The 18,971-nt window shown below is 31.5% G+C and carries 23 protein-coding genes; all 23 read left to right on the top strand.

Annotated features, from left to right (window positions below; all coding sequences use genetic code 11):
- The first annotated feature begins 157 nt into the window (after window positions 1–157).
- The 23 genes from RZ74_RS04170 to RZ74_RS04060 all read left to right on the top strand — a co-directional run bounded on the left by RZ74_RS04170 (window position 158) and on the right by RZ74_RS04060 (window position 18,970).
- Window positions 158–1,426, top strand: coding sequence for a PBSX family phage terminase large subunit (locus RZ74_RS04170; RefSeq protein WP_053950199.1), 1,269 nt, complete (start codon window positions 158–160; stop codon window positions 1,424–1,426).
- A gap of 53 nt (window positions 1,427–1,479) precedes the next feature.
- Window positions 1,480–2,946: a phage portal protein gene (locus RZ74_RS04165; RefSeq protein WP_053950198.1), complete on the top strand. Its 1,467-nt coding sequence runs from the start codon at window positions 1,480–1,482 to the stop codon at window positions 2,944–2,946.
- Between the two features lie 2 nt (window positions 2,947–2,948).
- Entirely contained in the window at window positions 2,949–3,989 is a 1,041-nt protein-coding gene (locus RZ74_RS04160; protein ID WP_053950197.1) for a hypothetical protein, read from the top strand.
- A gap of 106 nt (window positions 3,990–4,095) precedes the next feature.
- Window positions 4,096–4,728 (top strand): capsid assembly scaffolding protein Gp46 family protein, encoded by a 633-nt coding sequence (locus RZ74_RS04155; RefSeq protein WP_053950196.1) that lies wholly within the window; start codon window positions 4,096–4,098, stop codon window positions 4,726–4,728.
- Between the two features lie 12 nt (window positions 4,729–4,740).
- The gene (locus RZ74_RS04150) at window positions 4,741–5,100 is read left to right on the top strand and encodes a hypothetical protein (RefSeq protein WP_053950195.1); all 360 of its coding nucleotides are present in this window, start codon (window positions 4,741–4,743) and stop codon (window positions 5,098–5,100) included.
- 13 nt (window positions 5,101–5,113) lie between these two features.
- Complete coding sequence (locus RZ74_RS04145; protein WP_053950194.1) at window positions 5,114–6,277, top strand: major capsid protein; 1,164 nt, start codon at window positions 5,114–5,116, stop codon at window positions 6,275–6,277.
- Window positions 6,278–6,289: 12 nt separating this feature from the next.
- On the top strand, window positions 6,290–6,622 hold the full coding sequence (locus tag RZ74_RS04140) for a hypothetical protein (RefSeq protein WP_053950193.1): 333 nt from the start codon (window positions 6,290–6,292) through the stop codon (window positions 6,620–6,622).
- Window positions 6,619–7,209, top strand: a complete 591-nt coding sequence (locus RZ74_RS04135; protein WP_053950192.1) for a hypothetical protein — start codon at window positions 6,619–6,621, stop codon at window positions 7,207–7,209. Before RZ74_RS04140 ends, RZ74_RS04135 begins: the two co-directional genes overlap by 4 nt.
- A 12-nt stretch (window positions 7,210–7,221) precedes the next feature.
- Complete coding sequence (locus RZ74_RS04130; protein WP_053950191.1) at window positions 7,222–7,548, top strand: hypothetical protein; 327 nt, start codon at window positions 7,222–7,224, stop codon at window positions 7,546–7,548.
- A gap of 2 nt (window positions 7,549–7,550) precedes the next feature.
- Window positions 7,551–7,901: a hypothetical protein gene (locus RZ74_RS04125; RefSeq protein ID WP_053950190.1), complete on the top strand. Its 351-nt coding sequence runs from the start codon at window positions 7,551–7,553 to the stop codon at window positions 7,899–7,901.
- The gene (locus RZ74_RS04120; RefSeq protein ID WP_053950189.1) at window positions 7,901–8,368 is read left to right on the top strand and encodes a phage neck terminator protein; all 468 of its coding nucleotides are present in this window, start codon (window positions 7,901–7,903) and stop codon (window positions 8,366–8,368) included. Before RZ74_RS04125 ends, RZ74_RS04120 begins: the two co-directional genes overlap by 1 nt.
- Window position 8,369: 1 nt before the next feature.
- Window positions 8,370–9,458 (top strand): hypothetical protein, encoded by a 1,089-nt coding sequence (locus tag RZ74_RS04115; RefSeq protein WP_053950188.1) that lies wholly within the window; start codon window positions 8,370–8,372, stop codon window positions 9,456–9,458.
- A 12-nt stretch (window positions 9,459–9,470) separates the two neighbouring features.
- Window positions 9,471–9,956 carry a DUF3277 family protein gene (locus tag RZ74_RS04110; protein WP_053950187.1) on the top strand — a complete coding sequence of 162 codons (486 nt, stop codon included), beginning with the start codon at window positions 9,471–9,473 and terminating at the stop codon, window positions 9,954–9,956.
- A gap of 68 nt (window positions 9,957–10,024) precedes the next feature.
- Entirely contained in the window at window positions 10,025–10,657 is a 633-nt protein-coding gene (locus tag RZ74_RS04105) for a hypothetical protein (protein ID WP_053950186.1), read from the top strand.
- Complete coding sequence (locus tag RZ74_RS04100) at window positions 10,611–10,928, top strand: hypothetical protein (protein WP_053950185.1); 318 nt, start codon at window positions 10,611–10,613, stop codon at window positions 10,926–10,928. Before RZ74_RS04105 ends, RZ74_RS04100 begins: the two co-directional genes overlap by 47 nt.
- Window positions 10,929–10,930: 2 nt before the next feature.
- On the top strand, window positions 10,931–14,602 hold the full coding sequence (locus tag RZ74_RS04095) for a hypothetical protein (protein WP_053950184.1): 3,672 nt from the start codon (window positions 10,931–10,933) through the stop codon (window positions 14,600–14,602).
- Entirely contained in the window at window positions 14,586–15,731 is a 1,146-nt protein-coding gene (locus RZ74_RS04090) for a hypothetical protein (RefSeq protein WP_053950183.1), read from the top strand. Before RZ74_RS04095 ends, RZ74_RS04090 begins: the two co-directional genes overlap by 17 nt.
- The gene (locus RZ74_RS04085) at window positions 15,731–16,069 is read left to right on the top strand and encodes a phage baseplate plug family protein (RefSeq protein ID WP_053950182.1); all 339 of its coding nucleotides are present in this window, start codon (window positions 15,731–15,733) and stop codon (window positions 16,067–16,069) included. Before RZ74_RS04090 ends, RZ74_RS04085 begins: the two co-directional genes overlap by 1 nt.
- The gene (locus tag RZ74_RS04080; RefSeq protein WP_148562075.1) at window positions 16,050–16,700 is read left to right on the top strand and encodes a hypothetical protein; all 651 of its coding nucleotides are present in this window, start codon (window positions 16,050–16,052) and stop codon (window positions 16,698–16,700) included. The genes RZ74_RS04085 and RZ74_RS04080 overlap by 20 nt, the downstream gene beginning before the upstream one ends.
- The gene (locus RZ74_RS04075) at window positions 16,673–16,966 is read left to right on the top strand and encodes a hypothetical protein (RefSeq protein WP_053950180.1); all 294 of its coding nucleotides are present in this window, start codon (window positions 16,673–16,675) and stop codon (window positions 16,964–16,966) included. The genes RZ74_RS04080 and RZ74_RS04075 overlap by 28 nt, the downstream gene beginning before the upstream one ends.
- The gene (locus RZ74_RS04070; protein ID WP_053950179.1) at window positions 16,950–17,375 is read left to right on the top strand and encodes a hypothetical protein; all 426 of its coding nucleotides are present in this window, start codon (window positions 16,950–16,952) and stop codon (window positions 17,373–17,375) included. Before RZ74_RS04075 ends, RZ74_RS04070 begins: the two co-directional genes overlap by 17 nt.
- Window positions 17,372–17,731 (top strand): contractile injection system sheath initiator, encoded by a 360-nt coding sequence (locus RZ74_RS04065; RefSeq protein WP_053950178.1) that lies wholly within the window; start codon window positions 17,372–17,374, stop codon window positions 17,729–17,731. Before RZ74_RS04070 ends, RZ74_RS04065 begins: the two co-directional genes overlap by 4 nt.
- Window positions 17,732–18,970: a baseplate J/gp47 family protein gene (locus RZ74_RS04060; protein ID WP_053950177.1), complete on the top strand. Its 1,239-nt coding sequence runs from the start codon at window positions 17,732–17,734 to the stop codon at window positions 18,968–18,970. It begins immediately after the preceding gene.
- Window position 18,971 lies beyond the last annotated feature (1 nt).

Below are 18,971 nucleotides of genomic sequence, written 5' to 3'. Positions count from 1 at the left end.
AAATTTGTTATTTTTGTGTTAGACGTACTCATAGTACTTGGAATATATTATCAAATTTTTAAAAGATAATTACTAAAAAAGCAATAACTTGAAAGCTTTTTTGAACTCTTATTAGAGTTCTTTTTTTATATAAAAAAGAATTTGAGATGATAATAAAATGACAGTGACAATTGCTCCACCAAGTTCAAAACAGCTATTTTCTGAATTTTGGTGGTTGTATCCAAAATATAAAAATAAAACAACGCTTATTGCTGATGGATCAATCCGTACAGGTAAAACCATGTGGATGTCATTAGGTTTCGTACAATGGGGAACACATGAATTTGATGGGCAAAACTTCATTATGGCTGGTAAAACTATCGCCTCACTACGTAGAAATGTGATTGTGCCACTTATTAATCGTTTAGTACGTTTAGGTTATAGAGTTAAAGATAAGCAATCAGATAACTGCTTAACGATTACATTTGGCAATCACACGAATTATTTCTATCTATTTGGTGGTAAAGATGAGTCAAGACAAGATTTAGTTCAAGGAATTACTGCTGCAGGTTGCTATTTTGACGAAGTAGCATTAATGCCTGAAAGCTTTGTTAATCAGGCTACAGGTCGTGCTTTAACTGTGCCTAATCATAAATATTGGTTCAATTGTAATCCGGCTGGTCCAATGCATTACTTTAAATTACATTGGATAGATGATTTAAAGGATAAAGATGCTGTTAGAGTAACTTTTAATATGTATGATAATCCAATACTTACTAATAAAGAGATTGAAGACGCTAAGAATATGTATTCTGGCGTCTTTTTTGATAGGTATATTTTAGGAAAATGGTCAAGTTCTGATGGTGTTATTTATCCTGATTTTTCTAAAGATAAAAACATGATTGATCCTGCAGATATTCCAACAGATTTAGATTACTTCTGTGGAGTTGATTGGGGATATTCTCACTATGGTTCAATCGTTTTGTGTGGATATTCTGAAAACACTAAAAAAGTATATATGTTGAATGAATATACACATCAATATAAAGAAATTGATTACTGGGTTGATGTAGCATTGAAAATTCAAGATAAATATGGTGATATTCCATTCTATTGTGATTCTGCAAGGCCTGAGCATGTTGCTAGATTTCAAGAAGAAGGATTAAATGCTATTAATGCTGATAAGTCTGTTTTGATTGGTATTGAAAAGTTAGCTGGATTAATTAAATCTAGACGATTGCTAGTTGCAAAAGATGAAGCAAAAACAACTACAGATACTGATGAAGATAGTTCAGAAACGTTTTTACATGAAATCTTCGAATATGTATGGCAAAAGGTTAAAGATGCTCCAGTAAAAGAACATGATCACGTTTTAGATGCACTTAGATATGCTATTTTTGAATACTTTAAAGAAAGAGAAAGTGCTGTTGAAAATTATAATATTTAGTTCTATGTAAAAGTTATTTCAATGTAGATTTAGAAAAATGAGGAGGTGTTGAGATGCCATTAGAGGTTGATAATCAGTTACAAAATACTATGGCGGGTAATATTCAAGTAACGCCAAGTAATACATTTGTTATGCCAAGTAATGTTGATATTACAACTTGTGATTTATTAGATGCTGTTGAATATTATCAAAATAATATGCTGCCTAAGTTTCAAATGGACAAGAATTATTATGATGGTAAGCATAAAATCTTTAATATGCCACATAAAGAGATTTACAAACCAGATAACCGTATATTAATTAATTTTCCTAAAAAAGCCATTAATGATTTTAATGGTTTCTTTATTTCTAATCCGGTTAATATTAATGTTCCAGATAACGATAATCAAATTAATAATGCGGATGGTATTAATGATTTAATTAATCGCTGGGGTAATACAGTTAATCTAGAAAAAGTTAACTTACAAGTATCAAAATTAGCTAGTATGTACGGAATTGCTTATTACTATGTTTATCAAGATGAAAATGGTGATACTCAGCTAACATATGCTAGTCCATTAAATACTTTCTTAATTTATGATGATACACCAGCTACTAATCCACTGTATGCTGTACAATTTACTAATAATTATCAAAATCAACTAGAAATTACATTGACTAGTGAACAATATTCTTGGACGTACGTAGATGATCCAAGCAATAACCAATATTTAACACAAGTAGGTAATGCAAGCATTAATCCATATGGATGCATTCCAGTGATTGAATTAGCTGAAAATGATGAAAAAATGGCAATGTGTAAAGATTTGTATACAGTATTTGATGCAATTGATAAATCAATGTCTGAGAAGGCTAATGATGTTGATTATTTTGCTGACGCATATTTGAAGTTAGTTAATGTTCGTATTCCTGGTAAAGATCAAAAGGAAAAGCAAAAGAATTTGGTTAAAATTAAATCTGATCGCACTATTAATGCAAATAGCGTTAATGGTCAACCAGCACCTGATATTGGATTTTTAGGTAAACCGGATGCAGATGCAACGCAAGAGCATTTAATTGATAGACTAGTTAATTCAGTTTATGAAATTATTGGAATTACTAATATTAATGACCAAGCATTTGCCGGGAATCCATCTGGTGTATCGTTGCAGATTAAATTTAGTGCTATGAAGAACATGGCAACTACTAAATCTATTTATATGCAGTCATCATTGAGACAAGTATTTCAATGTCTATTTAATGTTAGTGAAGGTATTGATAATGATGCTTGGCAACTATTGAATTTTAAATTTACACAAAATATTCCCCGAAATTTGACTGAAATTGGGTCATTTATTAATTCTGCATATGGTAAATTGTCGCAGAAATTATTATTGTCGGTTACTGGATTAACTAACGATATTGAGGGTGAACTTGCTGAAGAAAGTAATGAGAAACAAGCTAATATGCAATTAACTAGCAATATGGTACAAAATCAACCTAATAACGATAATAGTTCAAATGGAAATGTTGGTGATTAGCAATGGATTTATCTAAAACAGTTGATAATCGTATCAATCAGTTAATTCAAAATGATAAAAATACTAATGACACTTTGGACATGTTAAATAACAGTACAATTGGGATGATTGAACAATATCTAACACAATTTTTTAATCGTTATGCTGTTGATAATGAGCTAACAGTTAGTCAGGCCAATGCAATGATTAATAGTTGGGATAAGCAACAATTTCAGCAACTATTGAATGATTTAAATGTTAATGATTTAAGTTATGACGCACAACAGCGTGTCAAAGTTTTAGGAGTTAAAGCTGGTATGAATCATGGGGCAATGTTAAATGCAATAATCGCAATGACTTTGGTTTATTTAACCGATAAACAAAAAGATATTATTACCACTCATGAAACACAAACAGTTACATCACAAATTCAACATTTGGCTAAGGTATCATCAAAATTTAGAGATATTTCTAAGTTGATTTTTGCAAAAATAGACAATTCAGCGGATGCAGGGATTAATAATATTAGAAATTCGTTGGGATTAAATGGTTTACATTACAATACAGGAATTAATGTTAAAACAGGTAAAACTCTGGTTACTGAGGACAAAAATACTAAGTTATGGTCCAATAATTTGTGGAATAAATCGGATGAAATGACTAATGATGTTGAGAATTTAGTTAATCAGCATATTAGGCATAATATGAGTTTAGATGATTTAAAAGATATGTTGATTAAACACACTAATAAGAATCAATTTAATCCCAAAAAATCAATCGCTGACCGTATTAAGCAAACTGAATATAATGCTCAAAGGCTTATCAGAACGGAAAGCTCCAGACTAGTTAATATAGTAAACAAAATTACTTATAGAACGTCCAATATTACAACTGTTGATTTGCATCACGAACCTTCTGCTTGTGATTATTGCGTTGATTTATCTAATCAAGGGCCATGGTCCATTGATGATGCACCTGAAATTCCACAAGATACTCATCCGAACTGTTATTGTTATTTAATTCCACATGATGGTGATAGCAATTTAGCATTTGATCCAAATTAAATATATTCAAGCAATCTAATTAATATTAGGTTGCTTTTTTTGTACGCAAAATGACCAACAAAGTGATGTCATTAAAAGCTACTTAATCTAAATTGGAGGCGTAAATATGGAAACAAAAGATAAATTAGGCATGGATTTACAATATTTTGCTGATGGCTCTGAAGATAATTCAGCTGAAGATGGCAAAAATACTGATCCAAACGATGGAGCAGATGGTAAAGGTAATCCAGATTCAAGTGATAATAGTCAAAAACAAAATGACAGTAAAACTGGCTCTGGAAAAACTTATACAGAAGATGATTTGAAAAAAATTGTCGAAGATAAGAAAGCACAATGGCAAGAAAAAACTGATAATGCCAAAAAGCTTGAAAAAATGTCTGTCGATCAAAAAAATAAGTTTCTTTTAGACCAAGCTAAAAAAGAAGCTGAGGAAAGTAAAAAGGAACTTGCTAAGTATCATATGCAAGATACAGCACGCGGTATGGCTAAAGATGCTGGTATTGAATTAAATAGTTCAGATATTAAGCATATTGTAACTTCTGATGCAGATACAACTAAGTCTAATATTGATTGGTTATCTCGTTACACCAATCGTTTAAAGAAGCATTTAAAGGCAGATTTGCTTAAAGGCAACCCACCAAAGACAAATGGCTCTAAAGTACACAATAAAACAGAGTCTGTTGGTGCTCGCTTAGCTAAGCAAAACCATACTCATAAAGAAAATCATTATTTTAAATAAGGAGTGAATTAAATGTCAGTTGATATTACTAATTTAACTGTTGAAAATACAATACTTGCAAATACTGCCAACAAAGTCGGTTTAAACGTAATTATTACTGATTCAAATGTTGATTGTGCAAACGGCAAGAAAATTGTTCCTGCTGGTACACCGGTTGGCGGGCCTAACAAGTTGGCTGATGATGAAAATGCAAACTTGAATGTTGCAAATGATTCTACTGCACAAGGAATTTTATTACATGATGTTGATGTAACTGATGGTAACGGCAATGGAACCGTACTTGTTGAAGGTTACATTAATGAAAATAAGATTCCACCTATTAGTGATGATGCTAAAAAAGCATTATCAAACATTACATTTTTAAAGAAATAAGGAGGAAACATAAATGGATTCAGAAAATATTTTCAGTGATATTGATTCTTCTAACATTGTTGATCACTGGACAAATCAAGCTAATACAGGAGAACCTTTAATTGGTGAAGTATTATTTCCACAAAAAGTTCAAACAGACAGTCAAGTAGAATGGTATCGTGGCCAAAATACTGCGGTAGCACCATTAGCTTTATCCAGTTTTGATACAGAATCTCATATTAGAGACCGTTCTGGATTACAAAAAATATCCACTAATACTCAATATTCAAAAGATAGCTTTTATATTGATGAAAAAACTAGACAACAATTGTTAAGAGTGCAAGCAAGCGGTACTGATGCACAAAAAGACGCATTATTAAATCACGTATTTCAAGATACAGATAATTTAATTAAAGGTGCTCAAACCACTGCAGAATTAATGCGATTAAATATGCTAAAGACTGGTAAGATTAATCTCCGAAGCAATGGTGTTCAAATGGATGTTGATTATCAAATGAAGCAATCACATATCAACAATTCTGACACTCTTTGGACAGATGATAAATCTAACCCATATAATGATATTCAAGTAGCTATGGACACTATTAATGCTGATTCTGGTTTAACACCAACAAGAATCTTAATGAATACAGTTACTTATCGTGCATTGCAATCAAACGACAAAGTAAAACAAACAATTTTAAATCCTGCTATTAATAGTGGTGCTGTTAGTGTATCTAACTCCATGATTAATAGTTATCTAAGTGATTTAGGATTAGCAGTGCAAACATATGATAAACAATATCTTGGTTATGATGGTCAAATGCATAAGTATATTGAAGATGGTCAAGTTATTATTATGCCAGATGGTGATTTAGGTAGTACTTACTTCTCAACTACACCTGAACAAGCAGACTTACTTTCAGCACAAGATGTTGATGTATCAGTTACAGATGGTGTTGCAATTACTACTTATTTAACTAGAGATCCAGTTAATAAGAAGATTCGTGCATCACAACAATTAATTCCATCCTTTGAAATGATTGATGGCGTGTATGTAATCAATAATGTGGCTTCATTCCAAGCAAACCGTGATAAAGCCTCAAATCCAATTGATGATTCATCAAGTAACACTGGTAAAGGTTCAAATTCTAGTTCTAGTTCATCCAGTTCTGGCTCATCTGCTAAAAAATCATAATCAGGTGATTAAATGACTGTTTCAATTAATGATGTAACCGATGATATAGAAATGTTTCAAGATTTTAGTGAGAGTCATGTTAATAACGCGATAAAAAGAGCTACATTACAGACTAAAAATGATAGTGTGGTTGACATTGCTTTTGATACAGCTGTAACTGAATATGCTAAGCATCTATTATACGTTGATTACTTTATGAATTATGGTGGTGTAACTTCTAGTTCAATGTTAGGAGTTAGCGAAACCGTTTCCGATAAAACTAGCAATGATCCATATTTAAATCAATATCTAACCACCGTTCAAAATTATGGTAATGGTGGGGATGGGAGCTTTATGTTGTTATGACAACAAATATTAATCATCTTGTAAATGCAAGAAACGCCTTAAATGAGCTTAATGCACATCAAGTAATTGTTGGGATCCCAGCTGATAACGATTTTTTAAATATGATTGCTCTAGTTCAAGAAATGGGAAAGCATATTCAATCTAAAAAATATCCATATTTGGTAATTCCAACTGGCAACGCCCAAGGTCGTAAAACAAGTGAAATAGTGGGCTTATATAGGCGTGGTCATGCTCTAGGAATTGATGATGATAGTCAACCATATGGTTTCAAAGTAATGTTTGTGCTTAAAAAGAGTGTTGATATACCATCTAGACCATTTATTCGTTACACTCAAGATCATTATCAAGATAATTGGACATCTTTGTTAAATGATTGTGTAATGGATATTTTAATGGAAAGAAAAACGCCCAAAGATGTTTACAAGGTTTTAGGTGAACAAATGGTTTCTGATATGCAAAAGACGCTAGATAATTTTAGCGATCCTAAAAATGCACCACTAACTGAAAATAGGAAAGGATTTAATAATCCTTTGATTGACACAAAAAGATTACGTAATTCAATTACGTACATGGTAATAAAAAAATAGGAGGAATTTTTAATGTTAAAAGCTGCAATTGTAAATGGAGTAAAAAATGAAAATGGTGTATTTGTTGCACCTGATGTAACAAAATTTAATAAGGATAATTTATTATTCTTAGGTACAGATGCTAATGATGTTGATATCACAGGTCGTGAATCTGGTGATACTGTTGTAAATGGTGAATATTATGTAGGTAAATTCAATGAAGAAACTAATCATTTTGTTTCAACATTAGTAGCAGTTCCAGGTTTTACTGTAAATGGTGAAGCAAAAGTGGATAATGTTACTGCACAAGGAACTAATGATGGTGCTTCTGTAAAAATTAATTCCAATCAAGGTGAATAGTTATGATTCAAACATTTGGCGCATATAAATTTATGTTTAATAGACTTAAACAGCCATTAACAATTACTAAACATTCACAAAATGGTTATGATGATGCTGGTTATCCCATTAAAACCAGTCAAGAATCATTACAAGTAAATGAGCCAATTGTTAATTCACAAAATCCTAATATGACATTTCCAAGTATGGATGGTGGTCAGTATTCTACCGACACACTATATTGGATTTCAAGACATGGGGATTTTACCAAAGAAGATCAAGTAAAATCAGAAGATGGAGAATATAAAGTAACGGGACGAGCTAAGGTATTACCAAAGCTCTTTTTTTATACAATAAAAAGGATTGATGATTAATGAGTGATAGTGTTTCAACATTTGTAGCAAGAGTTTTAATTGAACAGATTAAAAAATATAAAGATATAGATGTTGTTCAAAATAATATTGCTGGTAGACGTCCTAATTATCCTTATTTTGCCATTGATGTACCTGATCCATTTATTCAAGTTGATTTTGATCCAGTATCTGACCATTTTAATTTAAAAGTACAAATTAAAGCAGTTACAGATGATCAAAAGCAATATTATAGCTTATTAAGTTATATTCAGAGATTGTTCTTTATGCAACAACCAACATATGAATTAAAAAAACAGGGTATTGGTGTAATTAATATTGAAGCTAATCCATCAACAGCATCATATATAGAAAATATGACTATTTATGATGGTGGATATGATTTAACTTTGGATGTTAGACACCATGAAGAAGATTTTACGCAAGGCGGAATTCTTAAAGATGCCCGTTTGAATTACAAGGAGGAATAATATGGCATTAAAAACAATGTCAGACGTAAAAATACATCTCAAGTTGTCAAAAATGCAGTTAACTAATTACAAACAATCGGTTGCTGTGCTAACTAGTGGCAATGATGACAAAGCTCATATCGATGTTTTCGGCATTAGTGATGATGTTTCAACAAAATTTGATGAAACTACCAGTGTTTATAAATTAGTTGAAAAAGCTTTTGAGGTACCAGATTTTCGTGGAGTGGTCGAAGTCATTTCTGCTCCACAAAATGATGTGGCTAAAACAGCAAATGCTAGTGCAACTCCAACTTCTTCTGGAGCAAGTGTAAGCACATCTGATACTAATCGTTATGTATATGCACTTAGTCAAGCAGTTAATGATGGATTTAACTATGTAGTTACTGATAATTTAGCTGAAAAAGACTTAGAAGCAGTATCAGATTACTTATATAACACACAAAACGCATTATTAGTCGCTCAATTAAATTCAGTTGAAGCATTCAATAACTTGCAAGCATATTCTAGTCAAAATCAACCCATGACTAGCACAAAACTTAACCCAGTTTATGCAATTGTGCAAACAGATGGGCATTTACCCAACATTCAAGTAGCAACTTACGCAACCATGAATGCACCAATTGATTTAATGAAGATTGGTAATTTATCTGAATTTGTTGAAGATCCTAATTTAGCACAAGAAGATATTGATGCTATCAATGCAAAAAATGGTTCAGTAGTCATTGATAAGGCTGATGACATGATGATGTTATCTGGAATGACATTTGGTAGTAATTGGGCTGATGAATTCATTAATACTAAGATCGTTAAAGATGCTTTCCAATATGATTTACAAAAACTACTCAATAACAATAAGCATATGCATTTAGATGATGCTGGAATTAATTTGTTATATCAAAATGCCAAAATGACTGCACAAAGACTGTACAGTGAAGGTTATTTAGATACTCAAACTGATGTTAACAAGAAGAGTTTTGCAGAAACTAGTGATATTGAAAAATCAACAAGAACTTACAATGGCTTATCAATTGAAGCTACTGTGATGAGTTCAATTGAGTCAATCAATGTCACTTTAGATTTAGTTGAATAAGGAGGGATATGAATGGCATTTCAAAAAGATTATGATGTTAATTCAGCTAAGGAACGTTCATTATATTTGAATGTTTATGGGATGACTTATAAATGTACTGATTTGGTTAATGGTACTGCTGCATCATTCGCACGAGCTACCCAAGAATTCACAAATACTTCTGACTATGATAGTAAAGCACATTTCTTTCAATCAGGCGATAAAAGTGGAACTGTTACAGTTAACGTTTTAGCTGGGTCACCTCAAGATGTAATTTTTGCTAAATTGCGTAAAGCACAATCAAGTGCTCCAACAGGTAGTAAACCATTAGCAAATTTAGTTTATATTGATAATGCAACTGGTGAAACTGCTACTGGAACTTATTGTGTGATTCAAGGTATGCCACAAGAAGAAATGACTAATAACCAAGCGCAAAAAGCATATGCTTTCTTGAGTAAAGAAGTAGATAATGACTTTGATGGTGTATCAGACAATGTTCAACAATTATTAAGTGATTAACATATTTAAGCACTCTTAATGAGTGCTTTTTTAATACATACTTTTAAAAAATAAGGAGGAATTAAAGTATGACTACAAAATCAGAACAAGAACAATTAGATTTAAAAAATATGATTCAAGGACAAAAGAAAGTTGATGTTAAATGGAAGGAAGATGGTAAGACACAATCTAAAAAGATTACTGTGCAAGATCCAGGAACATCCGTTGCATTAGATATTCTAGATTTGACCAGTATTGGTAACCAAGAAAACGATATAGCTGAAGCATATGATTTAACTATGAAACATGCATTAGTTGATCCTGAAATGAGTTATGAATCATTAAATAAAGATTTACCAGCTAAATTTAAGAAGAAAACACTTCATATGACAAATGCTGAAGATAAAAAAGTGGAAATTAATTTACATTTTCCTGATTATCGAACTGCTTTTGGCTTAATTTACGAAATTAGAAAGAACAATGGTGGATTAAATACTAAAAAAGTCATGTTAGATATTTGTAACGAAGTTTTACAAGATAGTGAAAGTAAAAAAGTTCAATTATCATTCTTTGATCGATGCCAAGATGGTTCTGGTTTAACCATGAAAGTTATGGAAGAAGTCTTGGAATTTTTATCTGGACCAATCAATTATAAGGGGATTGGTGCTATTTTAGGTGAAGCGTTTCAATACGCTGTCAATACTTTACAAAGAGTCAAATAGTCGATTTTATGATGAAGATAAAGATGACTTAGATTATAAAAGAATAACTAAAGTTGCTAAAAAACGTTTAATTTATCGAAAAATTGCGCAAACATTAAAAATTCCGATTGAAGATGTTAAAAAGATGCCGTTAGATGATTTTTTCGTTGCAAGAGAACAATCTAAATTAGTAGATATTGAAAATATTAGATTACATTCAATTGCAACCGAGAATGCACTTTATAAAGTTATTAATGCAATCAATAAATCAATGAAAAAGGGTGGTGAATAAGTATGACAGAAACATTTAGACAGGCAGCAATTAATACTGACATTACAGTGTCTGGAATTGATGAGTTGTTCAAGGCCAGTGATTTAGTGGATAAGTTAAGAGACAAAATGGAAGGCTTAACTGGTGCTGCAAAAACTGCTGGCAAAAGTATGAGTAATTTAACTGGTAATAATACTGGTATGCGTGAAATGACACAAAATATTCATAATTCAACCAGTGTTTATCAACAAATGATAACAGAAGTTGATCGAGTTAATTCATCTGTGAGAAATGTTCGTCAATCTTTGATGGATGACAATACAGAAGTTAATCGGCTTAAGCAGACTATTGATGGTTTTAGCCATTCAAGAGATATTGTTCAATCTGTTAATGATAAATTTATCAAGAATAATGAAAGTTTAAACAAGAATATAAGTAAAGTTAAAGAATTTCAAAAATCAATTGATAGCATTAAAGGTAAAAGTATTAGTGATGTTGATGAATCTAGTAAAAAAGCTGGCAGAAGTATAAGAAAAGCAGACGAAGATACTCATAAATTAAGAGATACTTTAGGAGTAGCTTTGGCAAGTAATGCTATTTCTAATGTAGTTAGTTCCATTCCTAATTTCTTAAAAGAATCTGTTACGCAAGGTCTTAAGTTTAGTTCTGCAGGTGCGGATGCTAAAAGAAACTGGGCTAATATAGGACTAAATAAAAGTGATACGAGCAGCATGTTACAACAATTAGGTTCTATTAGAGAGCATGCTGACATATCAGGTAATGCCATTACTAATATGCAAAAACGTTATTTAGCATTAACCAATGGAAATGTTAAGCAAGCACAGAGTTTAACCAGCTCTATAACATCATTTGGTAAAGATTCACAATTCGGTGATCGTCAGTATAAGATGATGAACAGAATGATGGGATCTAATCAAAAAGTTAATGCAGGGATGTTTAATAAAACTGCATTAGGACCTATTAGAAATGAAATCATTAAAATGTCCGGTCTAAGTACTAATGCATTTAACAATATGCTCAATTCTGGTAAATTTACGGGAAATCAATTGCGTTCTTATATGATTTCTGCATCGAGAGATAGTGGGAAAGCTTGGAATCAGTATCTTAGTACCGATCGTGGAAAAATGGACATGCTTAATTCGACAATTGCTAGTACCAAAAAGAGATTTGATACGGGTGTTTCTGGTAATTTATTTAAATCTATTCAGAGGATTGTTGGAAAAGGTAAATCTTTACAGAAAATTCAGAAAATGATTGAAGGTATTGGTGCCTCGCTGGGTAAAAATGTTGGCAATTTTGTTGGAAAAGCAGTTGCATTTATAACTAAGAATCGAAAGCCATTAAAAGAGATTGGTTCTGCTGTTTGGTCAATAGTTCAATCTATATCTGCTGGTGCATGGGACACTATCAAAGGTGTTCTAAATGTTTTAGGTGGTAATTCTGGAAAAGCTTCACATGGATTAAATGGTGTTGCTAAATCATTGCAAAATATTAGTAAACATAAAAAAGGATTAGAAACAATTGGTAAGCTCTTAGTTTCTGTTTTTGCTGTTTCAAAAATTCTTAAGTTTAAAAGATTTTTTGTTAGCATAATTGATGATATGTCTTCTCCTATTGCCAAAGTTGCTAAAAGAATTGGAAAAGTATCAACAGTCTTGAGAAGAACAGGAAAAATAAGTAAGACATTTAAGTTCTTGCATCCTACGGCCTTTAAACAAGTTTCAAAAATAGCTGGTGGCTTTAAAAAGATATATTCGGTAGGAAAAACTACTTTTTCATTCTTAGGTAGTAAAGCTTTATCAGTAGGTAAAGATATTTTAACTTTTGTTAAATCTATTAATGTTGCAAAGATAGCTCAAAAAGCATGGTCAGGAATTACTAAAGCATTCACTGCTGTCCAATGGGCTTTTAATGCTGCCTTAGATGCTAATCCAATTGGAATTGCTACTCTTGCAATTGCAGGATTAGTTGGAGGTATTTATGAATTGTATAAGCATTTTAAGCCGTTCAGGAAAATTGTTAATGGTGCTTTTAAAATGGCAGGTAAAAGTGCTAAATGGTTTGGCAATATAATTAAACGTAGCTTTAATGTGATTAAAAAAACTATTGGCAAGGTACTAGGATTTGTTAAATCTCATTTTAAGAGTACATGGAAAAATGCAACAAGAACATTTAAAAATGCTTGGAAATCAATCAAAGATGTACTAAAAGTTTTCTCCGATATTTTTCATGGAAGATTTGGTAATTTAAAGAAAGATATTCCCAAATTAATTAAAGATATGTGGAAGACGCTTAAAGGATTATTTTCCGGTGGATTTGATTTCGTTAAAGATTTAGCGGGAAATGCCCTAAAAGGAATGTGGAATACATTTAAATCATGGGGTTCTGATGTTGCTGGATTCTTTAGCAAGCTATGGAAACAAATTAAAAATGATATTGCCGATAGAATTAATGATATTACATGGATTATTAATCAAGGCATTAAAGGGCTTAATTGGCTCCTTTCTAAAATGGGTGTTTCTGGCCACACTATTGGAACCATTCCTAAAGTTCATTTTGCTGGTGGGACCATGGATGGAAAATTACCAAGAAACACAATGGCAATGTTAAATGATGGTCATGATTCACCAAGTACGCAAAATAAAGAGTTAGTTCAATTGCCGAATGGAAGAGAATTTATTCCACAAAAGCCAAATTGGATTGGATATCTTCCAAAAGGAAGTCGGATTTTTAACGCCACTCAAACTAAGATGCTAATGGAGCTACGTGGAATCAAGCGTTACAGCGGAGGAACAATATCTAATTTTTGGAATGGTGCTAAGGATGTTGTTGGAGATATCGGACATGGTATTAAAACTGCTGCTGGTGCAATTGCTCATCCAATTAAATTTATTGAAGGATTATTTGGTCATTTACCTAAACTGCCTGAATTTTTTAAAGATTTCGGTGGTGGTGTTTTAAGTAAGGTAAAAGACATGGCTATTCACTTCTTTAATAATAATTCTGGTGGCGCTGGAAATCCTGGTGGATCAAGTGTAGATCGTTGGATTCCTATAATTAAAAAAGCCGCTGCTTTTATGCATGATGCAGTTAATGGAAATGACATTCAATTAATTTTGAAACGAATAGCTCGTGAATCTGGCGGTAATCCTAAGATTATGCAAAAGGTACAAGATGTTAATTCTAGAGCTGGTCATCCAGCACAAGGATTATTGCAGTATGTTCCTTCAACTTTTGCATCTTGGGCAGTTAATGGTCATAAAAATCTATTAAATGGATTCGACCAATTAACCGCTATGTTTAACGATTCTAATTGGAAGTCAGATATTGCAAATAATGGTGGCTGGGGTCCTTCAGGTCATCGTGCTCGTAGAAATGGTGGACCGGTTAAAGCTAATGATATTTATCATGTTGCAGAAGATGGTTATGAATTATTTAAACCTAAAAAAGACGGTAATGTTATTAATCATGAAAGCAGTAAAAATATTATTAATCATCGTAATCGACCAGTTCATGTTGATTATCACCCAAATATTAAGATATCAGGTACAGATAATAATAATTTGAATAAACTACATGATGAATTAGAAAATAATCGTGATGAATTATCAGATATGTTAAATGAACTAATTCATGATGAAGATGGAGGCGAAAGCTTTGGCATACTCTACTAAGTTGTCAGACATAAGAATTAGATCAGCAACAAATTACTGGTCTAATCAAGTCAAAACTTATGCAAATAAAATCAGGCGTAAAAATGAAGAAGCAAAGTTATTAAATGATGCTTTAAAAGGTATTAATAAAAAGCTTAATAATAGTCAATATAATAAATTTCAAAGTGCATACAATAATGAAAATGATAAAGTTAAGGAACTCAAAGACACATTAAATAAGAGTAAAAGTTCACATAAAAAAAGTTCAATTAATGAAAAATTAAATAATTTAATGCGTAAAAAGTCTGAATATTCGTCGCAGATGGCTAGTTTAGCGAAAGAACAAGGATTCTATCGTATTCATAGTCGCAAAGTTCGAAAACAGGCCAATATTAAGCATATAAATAAATTAATTAGTGATTTGAAAAAGCAAAAGGCAAAAGCTAAAAATAAGTATAATTATTATCGAAATACGATGCTAACTCGGCAACGGATTAGAACACAGAAAAAGAATTCGGTTGTTATTAATCAAAAAATTAAAGATGCTAAAAGTAATGGTGCATCAGTATTATATAGAACTGATTTGATGGACGATACAGTTTTTAATTTATATGAAACTAGTCCAACTGAAACTGACAGTAATACAGTCGCAACACATGCAACTGATAGTAATGTCGCTCAAACTAATTATGTATCATTAGATAGTCGAGAATTAAGTGGAACTTATATATTAGAAGCTGATGATTTAAAATCTGCTGACCAGCAATTTAAGAAATTAATGCTGTGGTCAAGGCATTATGAATTTACAATTGATGGCTTTGCTTATTGGCAACATGCTTATATAACTTCGATAGCTAAATCTACCGATCAAACTATGAATAAGAATGCAATGAGTATAGAGATATCTTTTAGCTATGCACAACAAGCACAAATCCAATATGCAAAGTTAACAGCTAAACGAAAGGCTCCTGCTGGTAAAATACGTGGTTCACGTAATAGTAATAGTAGCAAACGATATATGCGAATTAAACCAGGCTGGAGTTATGCAGTAATTGCCCGTAAAACAGGAACATCAATTACTGACCTAGAAAGAATTAATAAATGGTCAGCAACTAAAGTGCCTAGTTACGCGAATGTGAGGTGGCAATAATGCAACATGATTATATTCCAATATATGTTGATGATATGCCTTATTCACAAGAAATTGAGTTATTAGAAACCAGTTTTATTTTTAAATTCTATTACAACGAAGTTGATGATAAGTTTTATGTAGATTTGTATGACTACTATGGTAATTTAATCCGAAGTGGCGAGCCATTAGTTTTAAATCAACCATTGTGGCGCAATATAAGTGATGATACTTTACCAGCTGAGACGATTGTTCCAATTGATGAAAGTGGTTTAGCCACCGAAATTACTGCCGATAATTTAGGCATTACGGTTCAGCTATGTATAGATGATTTAGGAGATGATGAAAACGGGAATTAATATTAGTTCAAGTGGTTATTACTTTGGTTATCGAACAACGATTGTTATTCAATCTAAATCAGAAAAATTAACTTTAGAAGATGCCAATAATATTGATTATGAAATTAATTCTGATGATTCACCAACTCCTGATAAATCAACTGTTACTATTTATAATTTAGCTGATTCAACAGTAAATAAGATTGCTAAGGATGATCATATAACTGTATATTCTGGTCCTACGGATTTATTTGGTATTGCAGGTGAAGGTAATATTGTTCGTGTTCAAACTACTAATTCAGATGGTAAGGATCGACAAACAACGATTACTTTTACAGAAGGTAAAGATTATTCGAAAACTAAATTAAAAGGTAAACCAAACAATTCCAAAACTACTAAAAGTAGCAAGCACAGTAAAAAGAGTAAGACTAAGAAGAATAAAGTTAATTTATCGTTTAAAAAAGGTACTAGCGCTAAAGCAATTATAATGAAAACTGCTAAAGTAAGTGGCATTAAAATTTATCATTTAAGGTTGGCAAAAAAAAAAAATATAAACGTGGATATACAGTTTCAAATAATGCGTTTACAGCAATTAAATCGATTGTTAATGATTGTAAGTCAGTTATGTATGAACGTAAGGGTAAATTTGTAATTGATGATAAAAAAACTGATAATCCATATCATGAACATTTATATTTGAGTGAAGAAAGTGGTTTATTTCAAGAACCTAACTTAAATGACGATAATAATAGTAAAACTTACACTCTAGAATGTTGGGATGATCCTCGGATAAGTGCTGGTTCTAGTGTACAAATTAAATCTAAGATTATTACTGGATTATTTCGTGTTAAATCAGTTAAGCATACACATCAAAATAATTATGAAATGGAGGTAATTGTTTATGGTAAAGGTAAATAAACATGTTGTTGACCGAAAAAATAAGTTTAGTAATTTTATTTTACATTCATATCCAAATTTTATTTCTAACAAAATTAAAGTAATGAATATTGGTAAGATAACTAAATATGATAAATCTGCGCATACATGTACTGTTCAATTACTTCCACTGCAACATGATAATAGTAAAACGGCTCCAATTCCTGAAGTTATTGTTCCATCAACAATTTGGCAAACGGATAAAGCAATGGAAAAGATAAAAGAAAAAATCTCACTAGACTATAAACCGATGAAAGTTGGTTCTGTAGTTTCAGTGGGATTTTTTGATACAGAAATTGATAATTTTCGTGGCAAATCTAATTTTAAAATTGAATCATATCGGAAACATTCTTTAAATGATGCGATTTTGCTAGGAGTGATTAAGCCATGAAAGATGTACAAATGGATAATTCTGGCGACATTGTTATTGACAATGAATCAGGAGATATCTCAATGATTTCCAGTGATTCAGAATTAGAACAACACATTTATTCATTATTAAATACGTTTGTTGGTGAGCTAAGTTGGAACGAAGAATTAGGTTTAAATCAAATGCAATTACTGGCCAGTGCTAATGATAAAAATGCGATTCAATCAATATTGAATGACTATTTAAGAAGTAATTTAACTAACTTTGACACATTAAAAGTTATTGATATGAATCAACAAAATAGAAACATTCAGATCAACGCAGAAATAAAAATGATTAATGGTCAATCGATTAAAACAACATTAGGAGGTGATTAAATGCCTATTGATCCACAATATGGATATGTAAGACCTGATTTTCAAGATATTTTAAATAAAGTTAAATCTATGTATATTAAACAATTCGGGTCGGATATTGATTTAAGCGATACATCAATTCTAGGTGGATTTGCTAATATTAATGCGCAAATTATTGATGATTTTGAAGCTACTTCACAAGCAAATTATGCTGCTAGACATACATTAACTTCTACGGGAACAGAACTAGATGATGATGGTGCTGACGAAAATGTATTTAGAAAACCAGCAACTAACTCATATGTAGAATTGCAAATTCAAGGATATGTTGATGATGATTCCCAGACTGTTATTACGACTGATGAAGGTGAATTTAGCACGGCAGATGGTCATATTTTCCAAATTTTATCCGATGTTACGATTTCAGAACCAGCGAAAAAAGATGATGGATCTACATTGACTGATGAAGATGGTAATGTTCTTGGTCAAGTTAATGTTCAAGCAATTTCAGAAGAAACCGGTGCAGATAATAATGTTATGGCCAATACAATTATTACTCCAGAGGAATCAGTAGATGGTTTTTATTCAGTTACAAATCCACGAGCAGCTGTTGGTGGAGCTGATACGGAAAGTGATGATTCATTACGTAAAAGAATTTTGTCGAATCGAATTAGTAAACCTAATAATACGCTTAACGGAATTACAACCGCTATTAAAAATATTGATTCTGTTAAAGATGCTAGATTGATTGATAATAATGAAATGACTGCTGACAAGTATGGTAATCCACCGTTAACAGGTCATTTATATGTTGTTGGTGGGAATGACGATGAGGTTGCTCAAACATATTTTCAGCATTTACCACCCTTAGAAAAAACAGTTGGTAGTATTTCTAAAGATGTGATTGATGTAGGTAATAAAAAACACACTATTTATTTTGATCATGCAAATAATGTGCCAATATTTCTTAGCATTACTATTTCAACTGACGTTAATAATTTTGATACAGACAGTGGAGAAAATAATATAAAAAATAATATTATTAATTATTTTAATTCATTTAACATGGGAGATTCGGTTAATTTTACAAAACTTTATGGTCCTATTTATTCGGTTAAAGGAGTTACCTCTGTTGATATTAAATTAGGCAAAAGCACATCTGATTTAAAAGAAAATACTAACATCAATGTTGATAATTTTGATTTGCCTGTTGTTACTGCAGATAATATTCAAATTATTAATAATAAGGTAGGTGAGTAGG

This window comes from Apilactobacillus apinorum, from assembly GCF_001281175.1.
GTDB lineage: Bacteria > Bacillota > Bacilli > Lactobacillales > Lactobacillaceae > Apilactobacillus > Apilactobacillus apinorum.
The sequence above is the reverse complement of the archived record's forward strand: the minus strand, read 5'-3'. Positions and strand labels throughout refer to the sequence as shown.

What these genes read in the sequence shown, in the direction of transcription:
- RZ74_RS04135 (WP_053950192.1), top strand. Translation starts at nt 6,619, where the DNA reads ATGACAACAAATATTAATCATCTTGTAAATGCAAGAAACGCCTTAAAT.
- RZ74_RS04170 (WP_053950199.1), top strand. Translation starts at nt 158, where the DNA reads ATGACAGTGACAATTGCTCCACCAAGTTCAAAACAGCTATTTTCTGAA.
- RZ74_RS04125 (WP_053950190.1), top strand. Translation starts at nt 7,551, where the DNA reads ATGATTCAAACATTTGGCGCATATAAATTTATGTTTAATAGACTTAAA.
- RZ74_RS04140 (WP_053950193.1), top strand. Translation starts at nt 6,290, where the DNA reads ATGACTGTTTCAATTAATGATGTAACCGATGATATAGAAATGTTTCAA.
- RZ74_RS04060 (WP_053950177.1), top strand. Translation starts at nt 17,732, where the DNA reads ATGCCTATTGATCCACAATATGGATATGTAAGACCTGATTTTCAAGAT.
- RZ74_RS04075 (WP_053950180.1), top strand. Translation starts at nt 16,673, where the DNA reads ATGTATGAACGTAAGGGTAAATTTGTAATTGATGATAAAAAAACTGAT.
- RZ74_RS04085 (WP_053950182.1), top strand. Translation starts at nt 15,731, where the DNA reads ATGCAACATGATTATATTCCAATATATGTTGATGATATGCCTTATTCA.
- RZ74_RS04160 (WP_053950197.1), top strand. Translation starts at nt 2,949, where the DNA reads ATGGATTTATCTAAAACAGTTGATAATCGTATCAATCAGTTAATTCAA.
- RZ74_RS04115 (WP_053950188.1), top strand. Translation starts at nt 8,370, where the DNA reads ATGGCATTAAAAACAATGTCAGACGTAAAAATACATCTCAAGTTGTCA.
- RZ74_RS04080 (WP_148562075.1), top strand. Translation starts at nt 16,050, where the DNA reads ATGATGAAAACGGGAATTAATATTAGTTCAAGTGGTTATTACTTTGGT.
- RZ74_RS04070 (WP_053950179.1), top strand. Translation starts at nt 16,950, where the DNA reads ATGGTAAAGGTAAATAAACATGTTGTTGACCGAAAAAATAAGTTTAGT.
- RZ74_RS04155 (WP_053950196.1), top strand. Translation starts at nt 4,096, where the DNA reads ATGGAAACAAAAGATAAATTAGGCATGGATTTACAATATTTTGCTGAT.
- RZ74_RS04150 (WP_053950195.1), top strand. Translation starts at nt 4,741, where the DNA reads ATGTCAGTTGATATTACTAATTTAACTGTTGAAAATACAATACTTGCA.
- RZ74_RS04120 (WP_053950189.1), top strand. Translation starts at nt 7,901, where the DNA reads ATGAGTGATAGTGTTTCAACATTTGTAGCAAGAGTTTTAATTGAACAG.
- RZ74_RS04145 (WP_053950194.1), top strand. Translation starts at nt 5,114, where the DNA reads ATGGATTCAGAAAATATTTTCAGTGATATTGATTCTTCTAACATTGTT.
- RZ74_RS04105 (WP_053950186.1), top strand. Translation starts at nt 10,025, where the DNA reads ATGACTACAAAATCAGAACAAGAACAATTAGATTTAAAAAATATGATT.
- RZ74_RS04130 (WP_053950191.1), top strand. Translation starts at nt 7,222, where the DNA reads ATGTTAAAAGCTGCAATTGTAAATGGAGTAAAAAATGAAAATGGTGTA.
- RZ74_RS04095 (WP_053950184.1), top strand. Translation starts at nt 10,931, where the DNA reads ATGACAGAAACATTTAGACAGGCAGCAATTAATACTGACATTACAGTG.
- RZ74_RS04065 (WP_053950178.1), top strand. Translation starts at nt 17,372, where the DNA reads ATGAAAGATGTACAAATGGATAATTCTGGCGACATTGTTATTGACAAT.
- RZ74_RS04165 (WP_053950198.1), top strand. Translation starts at nt 1,480, where the DNA reads ATGCCATTAGAGGTTGATAATCAGTTACAAAATACTATGGCGGGTAAT.
- RZ74_RS04110 (WP_053950187.1), top strand. Translation starts at nt 9,471, where the DNA reads ATGGCATTTCAAAAAGATTATGATGTTAATTCAGCTAAGGAACGTTCA.